The organism is Streptomyces sp. NBC_00654, from assembly GCF_026341775.1.
In the GTDB taxonomy this organism is placed as follows: Bacteria; Actinomycetota; Actinomycetes; order Streptomycetales; family Streptomycetaceae; genus Streptomyces.
On the sequence record NZ_JAPEOB010000007.1, the window covers coordinates 40,651 to 53,979 of the forward strand.

20 protein-coding genes and 1 pseudogene are annotated in these 13,329 nt (G+C 70.4%); 10 read left to right on the forward strand and 11 right to left on the reverse strand.

Going from position 1 to position 13,329, the window contains the following annotated elements:
• Positions 1-131: 131 nt before the first annotated feature.
• The 11 genes from OHA98_RS41110 to OHA98_RS41160 all read right to left on the reverse strand — a co-directional run bounded on the left by OHA98_RS41110 (position 132) and on the right by OHA98_RS41160 (position 5,237).
• A complete protein-coding gene (locus OHA98_RS41110) occupies positions 132-509 on the reverse strand; it encodes a hypothetical protein (RefSeq protein WP_266933462.1) in 378 nt (125 codons plus the stop codon).
• A gap of 128 nt (positions 510-637) precedes the next feature.
• Complete coding sequence (locus OHA98_RS41115; RefSeq protein WP_266933464.1) at positions 638-814, reverse strand: hypothetical protein; 177 nt, start codon at positions 812-814, stop codon at positions 638-640.
• A 94-nt stretch (positions 815-908) separates the two neighbouring features.
• Positions 909-1,103: a DUF5999 family protein gene (locus tag OHA98_RS41120; RefSeq protein ID WP_323179729.1), complete on the reverse strand. Its 195-nt coding sequence runs from the start codon at positions 1,101-1,103 to the stop codon at positions 909-911.
• 204 nt (positions 1,104-1,307) lie between these two features.
• The gene (locus OHA98_RS41125; protein WP_266933468.1) at positions 1,308-1,610 is read right to left on the reverse strand and encodes a WhiB family transcriptional regulator; all 303 of its coding nucleotides are present in this window, start codon (positions 1,608-1,610) and stop codon (positions 1,308-1,310) included.
• Between the two features lie 181 nt (positions 1,611-1,791).
• Positions 1,792-2,370, reverse strand: coding sequence for a hypothetical protein (locus OHA98_RS41130; protein WP_266933469.1), 579 nt, complete (start codon positions 2,368-2,370; stop codon positions 1,792-1,794).
• A 136-nt stretch (positions 2,371-2,506) separates the two neighbouring features.
• The gene (locus OHA98_RS41135; protein ID WP_266933471.1) at positions 2,507-2,704 is read right to left on the reverse strand and encodes a hypothetical protein; all 198 of its coding nucleotides are present in this window, start codon (positions 2,702-2,704) and stop codon (positions 2,507-2,509) included.
• Between the two features lie 118 nt (positions 2,705-2,822).
• On the reverse strand, positions 2,823-3,140 hold the full coding sequence (locus OHA98_RS41140) for a hypothetical protein (RefSeq protein ID WP_266933472.1): 318 nt from the start codon (positions 3,138-3,140) through the stop codon (positions 2,823-2,825).
• 21 nt (positions 3,141-3,161) lie between these two features.
• Entirely contained in the window at positions 3,162-3,353 is a 192-nt protein-coding gene (locus OHA98_RS41145) for a hypothetical protein (protein ID WP_266933473.1), read from the reverse strand.
• A complete protein-coding gene (locus tag OHA98_RS41150; protein ID WP_266933475.1) occupies positions 3,353-3,772 on the reverse strand; it encodes a hypothetical protein in 420 nt (139 codons plus the stop codon). The genes OHA98_RS41145 and OHA98_RS41150 overlap by 1 nt, the downstream gene beginning before the upstream one ends.
• A 137-nt stretch (positions 3,773-3,909) precedes the next feature.
• Entirely contained in the window at positions 3,910-4,140 is a 231-nt protein-coding gene (locus OHA98_RS41155) for a hypothetical protein (RefSeq protein ID WP_266933477.1), read from the reverse strand.
• A 362-nt stretch (positions 4,141-4,502) separates the two neighbouring features.
• Positions 4,503-5,237: a hypothetical protein gene (locus tag OHA98_RS41160; protein ID WP_266933479.1), complete on the reverse strand. Its 735-nt coding sequence runs from the start codon at positions 5,235-5,237 to the stop codon at positions 4,503-4,505.
• Between the two features lie 353 nt (positions 5,238-5,590).
• Here OHA98_RS41160 and OHA98_RS41165 point away from each other — a divergent pair, with 353 nt between their 5' ends.
• From OHA98_RS41165 to OHA98_RS41210, 10 genes and pseudogenes are all read left to right on the forward strand, one after another.
• A complete protein-coding gene (locus OHA98_RS41165; protein ID WP_266933481.1) occupies positions 5,591-6,340 on the forward strand; it encodes a GntR family transcriptional regulator in 750 nt (249 codons plus the stop codon).
• The gene (locus tag OHA98_RS41170) at positions 6,337-6,924 is read left to right on the forward strand and encodes an ATP-binding protein (protein WP_266933483.1); all 588 of its coding nucleotides are present in this window, start codon (positions 6,337-6,339) and stop codon (positions 6,922-6,924) included. Before OHA98_RS41165 ends, OHA98_RS41170 begins: the two co-directional genes overlap by 4 nt.
• A gap of 117 nt (positions 6,925-7,041) precedes the next feature.
• Positions 7,042-7,254 (forward strand): annotated as a pseudogene (locus OHA98_RS41175) (helix-turn-helix domain-containing protein); the annotation flags it as partial.
• A 180-nt stretch (positions 7,255-7,434) separates the two neighbouring features.
• Positions 7,435-8,478 carry a DNA-binding protein gene (locus OHA98_RS41180; protein WP_266933545.1) on the forward strand — a complete coding sequence of 348 codons (1,044 nt, stop codon included), beginning with the start codon at positions 7,435-7,437 and terminating at the stop codon, positions 8,476-8,478.
• A 3-nt stretch (positions 8,479-8,481) separates the two neighbouring features.
• Positions 8,482-9,162, forward strand: a complete 681-nt coding sequence (locus OHA98_RS41185; protein WP_266933485.1) for a dihydrofolate reductase family protein — start codon at positions 8,482-8,484, stop codon at positions 9,160-9,162.
• A gap of 35 nt (positions 9,163-9,197) precedes the next feature.
• Positions 9,198-9,626 carry a deaminase gene (locus OHA98_RS41190; protein ID WP_266933487.1) on the forward strand — a complete coding sequence of 143 codons (429 nt, stop codon included), beginning with the start codon at positions 9,198-9,200 and terminating at the stop codon, positions 9,624-9,626.
• Between the two features lie 116 nt (positions 9,627-9,742).
• Positions 9,743-10,009: a helix-turn-helix transcriptional regulator gene (locus OHA98_RS41195; RefSeq protein ID WP_266933489.1), complete on the forward strand. Its 267-nt coding sequence runs from the start codon at positions 9,743-9,745 to the stop codon at positions 10,007-10,009.
• A gap of 906 nt (positions 10,010-10,915) precedes the next feature.
• Positions 10,916-12,319 carry a cell wall protein gene (locus tag OHA98_RS41200; protein WP_266933491.1) on the forward strand — a complete coding sequence of 468 codons (1,404 nt, stop codon included), beginning with the start codon at positions 10,916-10,918 and terminating at the stop codon, positions 12,317-12,319.
• Positions 12,297-13,184 carry a DUF721 domain-containing protein gene (locus tag OHA98_RS41205; protein ID WP_266933493.1) on the forward strand — a complete coding sequence of 296 codons (888 nt, stop codon included), beginning with the start codon at positions 12,297-12,299 and terminating at the stop codon, positions 13,182-13,184. Before OHA98_RS41200 ends, OHA98_RS41205 begins: the two co-directional genes overlap by 23 nt.
• Positions 13,184-13,318 (forward strand): hypothetical protein, encoded by a 135-nt coding sequence (locus OHA98_RS41210; protein ID WP_266933495.1) that lies wholly within the window; start codon positions 13,184-13,186, stop codon positions 13,316-13,318. Before OHA98_RS41205 ends, OHA98_RS41210 begins: the two co-directional genes overlap by 1 nt.
• Positions 13,319-13,329: the final 11 nt, after the last annotated feature.

Below are 13,329 nucleotides of genomic sequence, written 5' to 3' on the forward strand. Positions count from 1 at the left end.
CTCTCTCTTCCGGGCGCCTCGTGCAAGAGGTCACGGTGGATCTACGGCGGTGGGTAAGGTTGTGACCAGGCCCTCCGGAACCCCGGCAGCTCTGATGCCGAGGTCCCGGAGGGCCGTTGTGCTGGAGTGATTCAGCGCCGGACGGGCAACGCGCTGTTGTGCTGCGCGAGGTGCTGGCGCAGCCAGGCGACGGCGGCCGGGGTCATCGCCCCGGTGTCCGGCTCGCTCAGCGGCGCGGTGTCGATGTCGCGCATCGCGTCCGTCGCCGGGAGCGGCCTCATGTAGTCGGGGTCGATCCCGCCGCGGGCGCGGTTGCCGCTCGCGTTGAGTTCTATGAGGTCGTAGAGGAGCCGGTGGTTGTGGACGTTCGTCCAGGACCGCTCCACCCGGCCGATGAACGTGTGGCCGGGCAGCCCGAGCCAGAACCGCTCGACGTCGCGGAACAGGACCAGGTCCCCCTTGAGGTAGCGGGTCTGCGGTCGTACGGCGGGCTGCGTCTGCTGTGCCATGGGCTCTCCTCGTATCGCGTGTACCGGCGCAGGGCCGGCGGTCCGGTCTGTCCGGCTCCCCGTCACCGCCCGACCCGGCCGCCGTAGTCGGCGGTCGGTGCGGGCGGATCAGGCAACTGGCAGTCGGGTCACTGCGCGGCGGTGGTCACCTCGTCGCGGGTGGGGAAGTTGCGGCGGCCGTCGTCCATGCGGACCGTCAGGTGGCCGCCGGTGTGGACCTCTTCGACGGTTCCCTGGGCCCCTGCCTGGTGGCGGGTGCCGAGCGCCTCGATGTCCGTGGTGAGCTTGATGCGGTCTCCGCGCATGGCCATCCCTTCGTGGTCCGGACTGTCCGGCTCCCTGTCACCGCCCGCACCGACCGCCGACTACGGCGGCCGGGTCGGGCGGATCGGGCAGCCGTCAGGCCGCGACCGCGGCGAGGGGCCGGTGCGGGGCGATGATCTGGCCGTCGGGCAGCAGTTCCCCGGTGTCCTCAAACAGCACCAGGGCGTTGCACAGCAGGCTCCAGCCCTGCTCCGGGTGAGCGGCCACGACCTGCGCGGCCTCGCGGTCCGGGCTGGCGGCCGTCGGGCACTTCGGGGTGTGCTTGCACAGCGAGTCCGGCATCCGGGAGGCGCCGGTGGGGGTCGTCGCGGTGTCGAGCTGGTGGCTGCTTTCCATGGAGCTCTCCTGCGGGGAGGAACGCGGTCCCGGGATTGTTCCGGGCTGGAGACGTGCGAGATGGCCGGTTGCCCGCCGTGCGGACAGCCGTTGTGCTGGGGTGCTGCGAGGCGGGCCGGAAGTTGCCCGGCGCTCCCGTCAGGCGGTGCGCTTGCGGGCGGCGCGGCGCCTGATCCGGCGGCGGTCGTCCGCGTCGGTGCCGCCCCACACGCCATGCTCCTGGCCGCTCTCCAGCGCCCACTGCAGGCAGCGCTCCATGACGGGGCAGCTACGGCAGACGGCCTTGGCTTCCTCGATCTGGAGCAGCGCCGGGCCGGTGTTGCCGATCGGGAAGAACAGCTCGGGGTCTTCGTCCGTGCAGGCGGAGGCGGCCCGCCAGTTGGTGTTGACCGGCAGGTCGGCGGAGGGCGCGTAGACCGCGTTCACGATGGAGTGGTTCATCAGGGCCTCTCAGAAGGTCCGGGCAAGAGACAGCCCCGGGGGTGCATCCCCGGGGGCGGGCACGGGTACGGCCGGTGGCCCGTCGTGCGGGCCACCGGCCGTGAACCGTGCAGGCAGGCGGGCAGGGAACTGGGTCCCGGTACCGCCCTGCGGGAGCAGCGGCAACCGCGGGCAGCGGGTGTCAGGCTGCGGCGGGTTCGGCGAGGTCGTCGGCTGCCGGGCCGTGGGTGCGGGCGAACCGGGCCCCGGCCCGGAGCAGGGCGACGATGTCCTGGTAGGTGCGGACCTGGCGCTCCGACCACGGCATGGCGCGGGCGGTGGCGGATCCGGTGTGGGCCTGGATCACTACGTCCAGTACCGAGCCCGCGAGCGACATGGTGTCCGTGTCGCCCTGGTCGCCCTCGCTGACCCGGGTCAGCGCGATGCCCAGCGAGAGACGGCCGGCCGGGGAGTATTCGATCTCGTCCCGGATCAGCCGCAGCACGGCGCGGACCATGTCCTTGACCGTCATCCCGCTGTCGTCGGCCGGGAGGTCCGTGGTGCGGGCGGTGGTGTAGATCATGGTCCGGGACCAGCCGCTCTTCTCAAGGAGAGCGGCGGTGGCGTCGAGGTGGCGGGCCACCGCCTCGCCGGTGTTCTGCTCGCCGGACTGGCCGGTCCAGAACGGGCGGTAGGAGTCGTCCGCGAGAACCTTGGCCGCAGTCAGCGTCTCATCGCTGAACACGGCGGCGGAAAGGGTGGGGGCGGTCTGCTGGGTCATGTGATCCTCGCTGTCTGCGAACGGGGCGGCCGGTCGTCCGGCCGGAGCGGAGGGTGATCTCCCGGCGCTCTCCACCGCCCCCGCCCCTCCCCTGGTAAAGAGGGGAGGGGCGGGGACGGTGGGCTACGCCGGGCGGTCAGCCCTCCAGTCGGGCCTGCACACGCATCAGGTCCTCGGTCGACATGGTCGCCGCGAGCTCCTCGACAGCGGCCGGGCCGCCGGACACGGCGGCGGAGACGACCGCGCCGGCCTGCGCCTTGGTGAGGTCGGCCTGAATCGCCTCCGCGACCACACCGCTCAGGGCGGCCGACATCTCGTCCAGGTTCTGCCACATGGTGATGTCCCTCTCGATCAGGTGCGGATCCGGGCTGTCCGGCTCCCAGTCACCGCGCAGCGCCCACCGGCATCGGCCGGTGGGCGCTGCGCGGATCAGGCAACCTGAAGACCGGCCGTCACCAGCCGTTGAGGACCGCCTCGTAGTACGGCCAGCCGTGGCGGGCGGCGGCGGCGAGCTCCCGGGATCCCTGGGCGCCGTAGGCCCAGATCTCGGCTGCGATGTCGTGTCCGTCGGCGGTCAGCCGGTCGGCCTCGGCCTGCTGGCACCGGGCCGATTTCAGGTAGTCGGCGGCGAGGGCCTGCATCTCCGCGTAGCTGTAGAGCGTCGGCGGGGGCGGGGTGATCTCGCCGAGCACGAAGTAGTCGTCGATGGTGGCGGCCGTCCAGGTGGCCGGGTCGCCGTGGATGTCGCGGAATCGGTCGAGGGTGAGCATCATCGGTCTCCTCGCGTGTGGTCAGCGGGTGTTCAGGTGGTTGAGGTACTCGTCCTGGGCGGTGGCGAGCGCCTGGTAGTGCGGGGCGCCGCCGGTGCAGGCGGTCCCGGTCCGGGCGCGGATCCATGTCCGGCAGACCGGGCACGCCATGACGTGTGCGGTCCAGAGGTCACCGGCGCGGAGGTAGCGCTGGAGGAGCGTCGGGGCGGCCATCAGGCGGCCCGAAGTGCCGGTGCGGGGGCGGGGGCGACCCCACCGCAGTTCCCGGAGCACAGCCACCGGTCGCAGTTCGGGCATCGCTCGTCCGACGACCGGAAGGTCAGCGGGCGACCGAGCAGCAGTACCGGCTGTCGCTCGTAGCCGGGTGCCATCTCACCGAGCTTGCGGCGTGCGTGGCGGCCAGCGGTCGCGGCGCGGTGGTCGCCGTCGGCGACCAGCTGGTCGACGAGGCGGTGGTACTGCTGGGTGTCGGTCTCGTCGGGCATCGGGCCGAGGTCGGTGTCGCGCTGCTCCTCGTCCTCCAGCCATCCGGCACGCGGAGCCAGGGACGGGACGATGCTGCCATCGCAGGGGCCCGTCTGAGCCGGGCCGGTACGGGTGGTGCGGGCGGGGCGTGTCAAGATTCCGTTCACAGGGACTCCCGGTTCCTGTACTGACGGCCCGGAGGAGGCAACCTCCGGGCCGTCGCCGTGGCTGGTCGGACGAGCAGCCACGGCCCGGGCCGTCCCGCGTGGGGCGGGACGGCCGGGGCCGTGGTCGATCGTCCGGGTCAGAAACGGTCCGGGTGGGTGTGGTCAGCCCACCCGCCGGCAGGCCAGCCGCGAGCACCGGAGCGGGCGGTGGCCTCCGCCGTGGCGATCGCGGCGAACGCCTGCGCCACCGCGGCGTGGGTCCGGGCGGAGGCAGGCGAGCCGCCCTCCGCGTAAGCGGCTGCGCGGAGGGCGTGCTCAACCGCGCGGGAGTACGCCTCAGGGCCGGTCATGGTGGGCAGGTCAGTCATGCGTGTTCCTCCTGGGTGACGAGCTGGTGATGGGCAGTCGGACGGGTCAGCGAGCAGGTCAAGCGGCCCTGGCGGCCAGCACCCACACCACCGGAGACGGGAGCGGCTCCAGCGGGGCCGGCGGGAGAGCCCGGACCGCGGGCGGCTCCATCCCGGACGGGAACTCCCGGCTCCGGGAGGTCTCCAGGTGTCCGAGCGCCTGATCGAGCAGCCCGGTCAGGACCGGCCATCAGAGTGGTACGCATCAGGGGGTCCTCCGGGGTCGGGGCGGCAGCGACTGCTGTACGAGCAGCCGAGGCCCCGGCCGACCCGAGTGATCGGGTCGGCCGGGGCCTCGGTCGTTCGTCATCGGGAACTCGCGGTCAGAACGAGGTACGCGTCCAGGCCGGGAAGCGACCGGCGCAGCGTCCGCAGTGAGACCGGTGAGTGATCCGGCACCATCCGGCAGCGACCGCGCTGGTCAGGCTGGACTCGGTGGCACCGCAGCGCTCGCACGTGAGCGGGCCCTGTTCCGGCTGCTCGGCAGCCTGGCGGGGGACCAGGTGGTCCAGGGGAACATCGGGGCCTTCGGCAGGCTGCGCGCCCCGGGGAACGGCGCCACGCCGCTGGTCGGCCTGCCGCACACGGTAGAGAACGCCGGCCCACTCAACGCGGCGCGTAACCGGCCCGCGCTCGTCACGCCCGCGCAGAACCCGCTCGGTCTGCGGGCTGGCCGGCTTCGGCAGCACCTTCTTGGCCCGGCGGGTGGCGACCGACGCGGACACCTCGGTCCGCTCGGTCAGCTGCTCCTGCCACGCCTTGACCTCGGTGTCGAGGACGATGCGGCGGTTGGTGTTGGAGCAGCGGCGGCGGGGTGTCGTGGTGGGGTCGTGGTACGGGGTGGTGTGGTGCGGAACCAGCACCGGCGTGCCGAGGACTCCGGTGATCTGCGTCCAGGTCTTGCAGGCCGGGCACAGGACGTGCTCCTTGCCCGGCGTCAGGTCGATCCGACCGGCCGTGAACTCGGAGGCGATAAGCGGCTGGAGGTAGCTGACGGTCTTCGTGCGGGTCTTCCGGCGGCGCTTGCGGGCCGTGGGCTCCGCAGTGGTTGCGGCCATGAGGGGCTCCTCCGGTAGAGGGGAGAGGGGAGAGGGGAGAGGGGTTGCGTCGCGGGTGAGCTCTCCGACCGCCAGGCGCTCGACCGAGGTTGGCGTCCTGGCTGATCGGACAGCGCATCAGCGCTGCGACGTGCAACAGGAGTTGACCGGCCAGGTGACCGGCCCAGGGGATTTGGTGGAGCTATCAACCCTGGTCCTCCCCTTCGGGGAAGCACTCCTGCGGTGGTGCAATGTGAGGCGTTGCCTACTGGCTGTCACCTCGCATTCCTAAGGTTCCCTATGGTCCCCTAAGCTGTCAAGCGGTACGGTAAGAAACCTAAGATTTGAAGCGACGAGTCACCGAGGAGGCAGACGTGAGCCGGGCCGACAACAGACCTCCGTACGCACGGATCGCAGGTCACTATCGAGATCTGATTGAGTCCGGCGCGCTGGTCGCCGGCACACTCTTGCCGAGCATCAAGAACCTGTCGGAGGAGTGGTCCGTCAGCACAGCCACGGTCGAGAAGGCCCTGCGCGTCCTCAAGGAAGAACGCCTGGTTGCCGGGATTCACGGCATTGGCACGGAAGTGATCGGCACGCAGGTATCCCTCTCCTCTGGAGCTGAACGACACGACCGCAGCAGTAGGACCCAGTCGTCCTGGGGGGTCGGGGAGAAGTCGTCCGGTCATACGGCTGGTGTGGTGCCGGCCCCGGTCGATGTCGCCGAGGTCATGGGGATCACACCTGGTGCCGAGGTGATTCGCCGAAGTCGCGTTTACCGTGATGCGCACGGAATCGTCTCCCACTCGACCTCGTGGATCCCGATCAGGTTCGCCGTGGAGATCCCGGACCTGGCACGCAGCGAGCGCCTCAAAGGAGGCATCTCGCTGGACTTGATCGCCCGGGTGACAGGGCGGCACGCTGTACGCCGCGTGGACGAGGAGACCGCTCGCATCGCCACAACGCACGACCTCGAGCTCCTGGAGCTGGAGGCTGGCACCGTGGCGGCAATCCTGGTGCTGACCGCACGGTTCCTTGACTCGAATGGTGAGCTGCTGGAGTACGGCGTGGACCTGGGCGCCCCTGGCCGCACCCGGCGAACCACGTCCGAGGTTCTGCGATGACCGGGCGCAACACCGGCCGCCCGGTTCCTACGCCTCGCGCGATCCTCATGTCAGGCCTCCAGGGCGCGGGCAAAACGACCCTCGCTCGCGCCCTGGAGGAGGCCGGCTTCCGGCGCCTCTGCCCCGACGAGGAGATGTTCCGCCGCTACGGCCACTACGGCCGGGACTTCCCTCGCGGGCAGTTCAGGGTTAGGGAGGCACCCGTGCTCAAGGACATCGCCCTTGAGCTCGAAGAGCTCCTGGCGGCCGGACACGACGCCGTGGTCGACCACGGCTTCTGGACTCCGGAGGAGCGGGCCCAGTGGGCAGCGACTGTGGTGAAGGCGGGCGGTGAGCCCATTCTGATCTACCTGCCGCTCCCGCACGAGGCGCGCTGGGACCGGATCCGGAAGCGCAACGAGCAATCGCTGATCGACGCGAACGCCATCGAGTTCAGCGAGGAGGATCTTCTTCGTCATGCGGGACGCTTCTCGCCGCCGACCGATGACGAGCCGCACTTCCTGTACGACGGTCATCCGGACAGCGTCCTCGCCCTGCTCCGCCGCGCGCAGCAGCCGGATGCAGATGGAACCGTAGAACACTAAGAGCCTCCCGAGTCGGCGGACCGTCCGTTTCGGTTCTAGGTCCGCCACACTCGGGAGTTCCAGATCTGACATGTGGCCGGATCATCTGGCCACATAGGCCACGAGGTTGGGGGCGGGATGGCGCAGAAGCCGAGGGAGCTGACGCCCTGGGTGTCGCCCTTGCACAACTGGGGGTACCAGCTGCGGGAGCTGCGGAGCTCCCGGGGGCTGAGCCTTCGCGAGCTCGGTCGGCTTACTCGTATCGACCACAGCCACCTGGGACGATTCGAGCGCGCGGAGCGAACGCCCGACCGATCACAGGCCGTGGTCCTGGACGACAAGCTAGGTGCCAGCGGGATGCTGTTCCGTCTCTGGGAGCGGATCGGTGACGAGCATGGCCATGTGGCCAATCCACCAGCCCATGTGGCCAGATCATCGGTGGATCTGGCTTTTGCCGTGTCTGACCAGGCAGCGTCGGACGGTGAGGGGATCTCGGTCCCGTGTCGTCTACGTGATGGGTCGGTGGTCTGGGTGGCTCTGGATCGACGCGCGCTGCTGCGCGGTGGGGTGGGACTGGGGGCTGCGGCCGCCATCGGTATGGGGTCGCTGGCTGCAGCGGACTCGTCGAGTGCCGTGCCGGGCCTGGTCCGCAAGGCGCGGGCGGCCTCCGCGTACGGGTCAACACCGTTGGAGCACCTGCGTCGTACGCGTCGTCTGCTGATCGACAGCGACAACCTGCTCGGCCCCCGCCAGGCTCTCCGGGCGGTCCGGGACCACATCGAGGTCATCAAGGAGCTGCGGATCGACTCGTCGGGAGCCGACCGGCGCGACATGCTGGAACTCCAGACGCAGTACGGCGAGCTGTTGGCCTGGCTCTACCAGGACCTCGGCGATAAGAGCGCGGCCTCGTACTGGCTGGACCGGGCAATGCAGTGGTCGCACACGGTCGGCGACGCCGACCTGACCACGTACGTGATGGCCCGCAAGGCCCAGCTCGCTGGCGACGAGCGGGACCTGACGGATGTCGTCGACCTGGCGGAGGCTGCGCAGCGTGTGGCCCGGCCGCGTAGTCGGCTCGCGGCGGTCGCACGGACGTACGAGGCGTACGGGCACGCGCTGCGCGGCGACGCCGTCGAGAGCGAGCGCGCCATCGACGACGTCCGCAATGCTCTCGACGGGCTCGGGTCCGATCCGACGCCTTGGGGCGTGTGGCTGACCGCCTCCTACGTGGAGGTTCACCGCGCCCAGGGTCTGGAGGCCCTCGGTGACCATGCCCGTGCCGCCGACACATTCGCCGACGCGATCCGGATGATGCCGGACGGCTTTCACCGTGACCGCGGCGTCTACATGGCGCGGCAGGCCGTGGCACTGGCCGGTGCTCGCGCCCCCGAGCAGGCCGCCGCGATCGGCATGCACGCCCTGACCGTCGCCGCGGACACCGGCTCCGGCCGGATCACAGCAGAACTCGCCCGCCTCGACTCGGCCCTCATCCCCTGGCAGCGCGAGCCAGAGGTCGCCGAGTTCCGCGCGGCCTTCGACACCACCATCGCCCACGAGACCCGAGCGGACGTCTAACCCATGACAACCCGCCCCTACGTCCTTCTCTCCGCCGCCATGTCGGTCGATGGCTACCTGGACGACGCCAGCCCCGAACGGCTGCTGCTCTCCAACACCGACGACTTCGACCGCGTCGACGAGGTCCGGGCCTCCTGCGACGCGATCCTGATCGGCGCAACAACCATGCGGACGGACAACCCCCGCCTGTTGGTCAACTCGGAGGAACGCCGCGCGACGCGGATCGCGGAGGGCCGGTCGGAGTACCCGCTCAAGGTCACGGTGACCAGGACAGGGAACCTCTCCTCCGACCTGAAGTTCTGGCACCACGGCGGAGACAAGCTGGTGTTCACCGTCGACGAGGCGGTGGAGAAGGTCCGCGCGGCGCTCGGCGGGCTCGCGGACGTCGTCAGTGTTGGTACGGAACTCGACTGGGGCCTGGTCCTCGATGACCTCGGCCGTCGCGGCGTCGGCCGGCTGATGGTGGAGGGGGGCGGCACGATCCACACCCAACTCATGGCCCAGGACCTGGCCGACGAGCTCCACCTCGCCGTCGCCCCGCTCCTGGTGGGGCAGTCGGCTGCCCCACGCTTCCTCGGTGCCGCCGATTACCCAGGCGGCACAACCGCCCGGATGCGGCTGCTGGAGACTCGGGCGATCGGCGATGTTGTCCTGCTGCGCTACGCGCCGGGGGAGCGCTCCTGATGCGTTCGGTTAACCGGGATGAGGATGTGCGCTGGATGCGGCGCGCGATCGGCCTCGCCGCGCTGTGCCCCCCGGCCGCCGGGGCGTACTCGGTGGGCGCGGTCATCGTCGCCGAGGACGGCACCGAGCTCGCGTCCGGATTCTCGCGCGAGGCCGATCCGCGTGAACACGCGGAGGAGGCCGCCCTCGCGAAAGTCCCGACGGGCGACCCGCGGCTGACCACGGCGACGATCTACTCGTCCCTGGAGCCGTGTTCCCAGCGAAGCGCTGACCGTACTCCGTGCACGCAGCGGATCCTTGAGGCCGGGATCCCGCGCGTCGTCATCGCTTGGCGCGAACCGCCGTTGTTCGTTGCCAACTGTGTGGGGGCCGAGCAGCTCGCCGAGGCGGGCGTGGACGTCGTGGAGCTGCCGGAACTCGCAAAGGCCGCACGAGCCGCGAACTCGCACCTGGGGCTCTCGTGATCACGCCTGTCCGTAATCTCGGCATCGCCGTTTCGTTGACAGCAGGCCAGGCGCTTCCCTCACAAAGATCCAGTGATGTATGGTTTCGGAGAACATCAGATGGGATGGAGACTGCTATGTCGGATCCGCTGCGTCGAGACGATGCCCTAGTGGATGCTGACACGCTGCCTCCGCCGCACATTCGTCGGCGGCTGCGCATCGCCGCGAACCTTACCCAGGAGGAAGTCGCCGAGGTCATCGGCGTCAGGCGCCTCGCTATCGTCGGGTGGGAAGCCGGCCACACGCAGCCCCACCGCAGCAACCGCCTGAAGTATGCGGAGTTCCTCCGCGGCCTGGCCAAGGAGCACCCGGCCGTCGCCCAGGGAGGTTCGCGTGAGGACTGACCTCGTTCCCGGTTTCGGGCACGCCGACTCCACCTTCGGTTTCGAGGGGGTCGGGGTGACGTAGCCGCCACCGGCCGCACGCGCCAAACGAGTGGACTGCAATCCACTTCGGCCTCGCGCGGCCCTTCACGCCGACCATCGGGTCGGCCGCCCAGTCCCCGGTTGGCCCCGGTTCTGGGCTCCAGCTCACTGAGCTGGGTCTTACATCTCTCAAATCCCCGCCTTGGCAGGCGGGCACCCGGTCCGCTTTGGCAAGCGGGCCACCCTGACCGTCAGTCCGGGAGTCCCCTTGGCAGGGGGCTCCTGAAGGTCGGTCCAGCTTCACTCCGGGTTCCGGCGGCTTTGGCAGGCCGTCGGTGCTCGGGGCTCCGTCCGTACGAGCACTCGGTCGCGGTCGGGTCCCTTGACAGGGGCCTGGTCACGGTTGGGCGTCCATATGAAGGTTGGTGTCCCCGTCATAGTGCCTGATCTCCCTGTTTATGGAAAGCGGGCCCCTGTCCGTTTCGAGCTGATTCGGTCGTCCGGATCGTCCCGCGTGACGGGATCGGCGGTCATTTTGACCGCTTATGCGGCCTCTGTGTGGGACATCGCAGGTCTCGTAGGAACACACACATACCGGTCAGTCACCCGGCATAGCGGCGGTTTCGGAGCTGTCTCGCCGGGCTCGGGCGCGGTCGCGGCGTCGGCCGCCCGGCTCGTGCACCCGCTCGCGGAGGTCGTACACACCTGCGCCGACGGAAGCGTCCGCGAGGGCGGCTTCCCGCCTGGCGGGACGGGTTCCAAGATTTCTGCCCGCCGTGCGGGAGCGCGGGGGGTAATCCGCGCTGAGCACGCCCTGTCCACAGGCCGCGTGTTGCAGGGTCGGCGGATGGATCACGAAGCGCGCGTTTTGCCTGCTGAGGGCCGATGAGCAGCGTGGCGGCACTGGCCGCCGCGCTGCCCGCTCCGCGTCAGCCGGCCGACGGTGACGCGGTCGGTGTGCTGCCGGGTGTGCGGTTCAGCCTGGTGGAGGGGGAGGAGCAGGACGTCCTGTACACGGCGTCGCGGCGGTCCGAGCCGCGGGCGTGGCTGCGGTCGGTGGTGTGGCTGGTCGCTGCGGGGCTGCACCCGGACACCGGGCCGTCGACGATCGTGGTGGCCGAGGACCTGAAGGGCCGGATGGATTACCGGCGCGGGATCGTGGTCTACGACCTGAAGGGCACGGCCCGGCGGACCGGCCTGTCAGTGGCGTCGGTGAAGCGGCACGTGGCCATCCTTCGGGAGCTGGGTGCGCTGGTGTGGCTGGTGTACGGCTCAAAGCGCAGTCTGGCGCTGCCCGGTGAGCCGTACATGGCGACGGCGACGATCTACGGGGCGGTGATCCCCCCGGTCTATGACGAGGCGATGGGGCACCGGCTGTCCGGGTCCGGGTACGAGGGCCGGGTGTGCGGGGTGACCGAGGCCGGCCGCGAGCGCGCGATCGCCGAATCTGCTGTACGGAGCGAGGCCCGCTGTGCCGGTCGTCGCCGGACGGAGCGGTCGCAGCGGTCGCAGCGGTCCGGTTCGGGTGTCCGCCGCGGTGCCGGTGCCGGGCGGGGCCGGGGGATGCTGCCTGTGGATAACCGGGGTGTGGATAACTCCTGCTCAGGAAGCCGTGAGCCCCATTCTCCTGGTAGTTACCACCGATCACCTGATGCTGATGTTGAGAGTGGTAGTAAAGACACCTCGCAGGCGAGCCGTCGAACCGCAGCCTCCCCCTCGAACCAGAAAAAGCGCAGCAGCGGCCGTCCGGCGTGGCAGGTTCAGCGTGACGTCACGATCGCCCGGCAGGTGCGGCCGCTGGTGGGCTGGACGCAGCGGTCCGGTCTGCGGCAGTTGGCGTTCGCGCTGCGCCCGCTCATCAATGAGGGCCTGGACGTGCACACGATCGCCGCTGAGCTGCATGCCTGGCACCTGAGCTGGCATCCGGCCCGCCCGGCCGCGTACATCATCGCCCAGCTGCGTCGCCGGGCACTGCGGCAGGCAGCGCTCGATCACGCCACCGCCCCGCAGGCCAACACCGCGTGGGTGGCCTGGCGGGAGCAGCAGCACAAGGCGGCCGCAGTGCTCGACGAGCTGCTCGGAGCTGCTGCCGCCCCGCGTACGGATGCGGACCGGCGCCTGGCCCGGCAGCACGGCATCTACGACCCGCAGCTGGTCATCGACGCCTACGAGGACGACTCTGACGACGCCTTCGACCTCTACGGCATCACCCTCGTCTCCCGGATCTGCGGGGGACTCGCGAACCGACGCCATGTCCGGTTGGGGCATGACCATGACGAGCACCAGTAATCCCGTCGACCCGCCGGTCGCGGCCGGGGTCGACCTGGCCAGGGTTGCGCTGCGCGCCGCTCAGGCCCAGGCCCGGCAGCAGCCCACCACCAAGAAGCCGGTACACCGCCGGGCGTCCTCACCCCGGGGTGACGGCCGTGATCCGCTCGGACTCGGTGCGCTCCTGGGGCGCTTGGTGGTGGAACGGGCCTGGGACGTGCCGGTGGCCGGAGGCCGGCTCTCCGACCGGTGGGCCACGATCGCCCCGCACCTGGCCGGGCATGTCCAGCCCGCGGGTTTCGACACGGACACCGGTGAGCTCCTCCTGCACGCCGACTCCGACGCCTGGGCCACGAAGGCACGCCTGGACACTGCGGACATCGTGGCCGCGGCGAACCGGGCCGCTGGCCGGACCGCGGTGCGCAGCGTCAAAACGCTCTGCCGCCCGTACCCAGCAGCACCGAGCACGACACGACCGGCAACAACCCCAATCTCGGCACCGGACAGCACGCCGCCACGTGCAGTACCGGCGGCCGCCCCGGAGCCTGCGGTGAAGTCGGCCGGCTTCCTCGAGGTCCTTGCCGCCCACCGGCAGGCATGGCCAGGCCCCCAGACCGACCCCACCGTCCAGGCCAAGAAGGAGCGGCAGGTCCGGGAGCGGCTGCGCGAGCCCGAAGAGCTCTTCGCCGACGGCCGCCAGGCCCTCTCCGACCTGAAAGCCTGCACAGGCGCCACCACGGACAGTTCCCGGTCCAGTGATGCCGCCCGGACACGGGCCCTGCAACGCCTGGCAGCCGAGCGGGCCGGGCTGTCGACGATCACACCTGCGGCCGCGCCCCGCCTTCAGCATGTCGTCCAGGTCATAACCGATGCGGAAGCATCCTGATGAGCGACGACGAGATCCCGGAACCGAAGCTGACACGGCCCCAGTGGTTCGGCGACAGATCGGCCTGGTGGATTCCAGCGCTTCGGTCGAAGGACTTCGCAGCACGCGTGGAGCCGCTCGGCATCGACGGGTAGCGGCGGCTGCG

Coding starts and splice junctions, on each gene's coding strand:
- OHA98_RS41210 (WP_266933495.1), top strand. CDS start 13,184: ATGAGCGACGACGAGATCCCGGAACCGAAGCTGACACGGCCCCAGTGG.
- OHA98_RS41140 (WP_266933472.1), bottom strand. CDS start 3,140: ATGCTCACCCTCGACCGATTCCGCGACATCCACGGCGACCCGGCCACC.
- OHA98_RS41170 (WP_266933483.1), top strand. CDS start 6,337: ATGACCGGGCGCAACACCGGCCGCCCGGTTCCTACGCCTCGCGCGATC.
- OHA98_RS41155 (WP_266933477.1), bottom strand. CDS start 4,140: ATGACTGACCTGCCCACCATGACCGGCCCTGAGGCGTACTCCCGCGCG.
- OHA98_RS41135 (WP_266933471.1), bottom strand. CDS start 2,704: ATGTGGCAGAACCTGGACGAGATGTCGGCCGCCCTGAGCGGTGTGGTC.
- OHA98_RS41200 (WP_266933491.1), top strand. CDS start 10,916: ATGAGCAGCGTGGCGGCACTGGCCGCCGCGCTGCCCGCTCCGCGTCAG.
- OHA98_RS41110 (WP_266933462.1), bottom strand. CDS start 509: ATGGCACAGCAGACGCAGCCCGCCGTACGACCGCAGACCCGCTACCTC.
- OHA98_RS41115 (WP_266933464.1), bottom strand. CDS start 814: ATGCGCGGAGACCGCATCAAGCTCACCACGGACATCGAGGCGCTCGGC.
- OHA98_RS41145 (WP_266933473.1), bottom strand. CDS start 3,353: ATGGCCGCCCCGACGCTCCTCCAGCGCTACCTCCGCGCCGGTGACCTC.
- OHA98_RS41125 (WP_266933468.1), bottom strand. CDS start 1,610: ATGAACCACTCCATCGTGAACGCGGTCTACGCGCCCTCCGCCGACCTG.
- OHA98_RS41190 (WP_266933487.1), top strand. CDS start 9,198: ATGCGGCGCGCGATCGGCCTCGCCGCGCTGTGCCCCCCGGCCGCCGGG.
- OHA98_RS41160 (WP_266933479.1), bottom strand. CDS start 5,237: ATGGCCGCAACCACTGCGGAGCCCACGGCCCGCAAGCGCCGCCGGAAG.
- OHA98_RS41185 (WP_266933485.1), top strand. CDS start 8,482: ATGACAACCCGCCCCTACGTCCTTCTCTCCGCCGCCATGTCGGTCGAT.
- OHA98_RS41130 (WP_266933469.1), bottom strand. CDS start 2,370: ATGACCCAGCAGACCGCCCCCACCCTTTCCGCCGCCGTGTTCAGCGAT.
- OHA98_RS41195 (WP_266933489.1), top strand. CDS start 9,743: ATGTCGGATCCGCTGCGTCGAGACGATGCCCTAGTGGATGCTGACACG.
- OHA98_RS41205 (WP_266933493.1), top strand. CDS start 12,297: ATGACCATGACGAGCACCAGTAATCCCGTCGACCCGCCGGTCGCGGCC.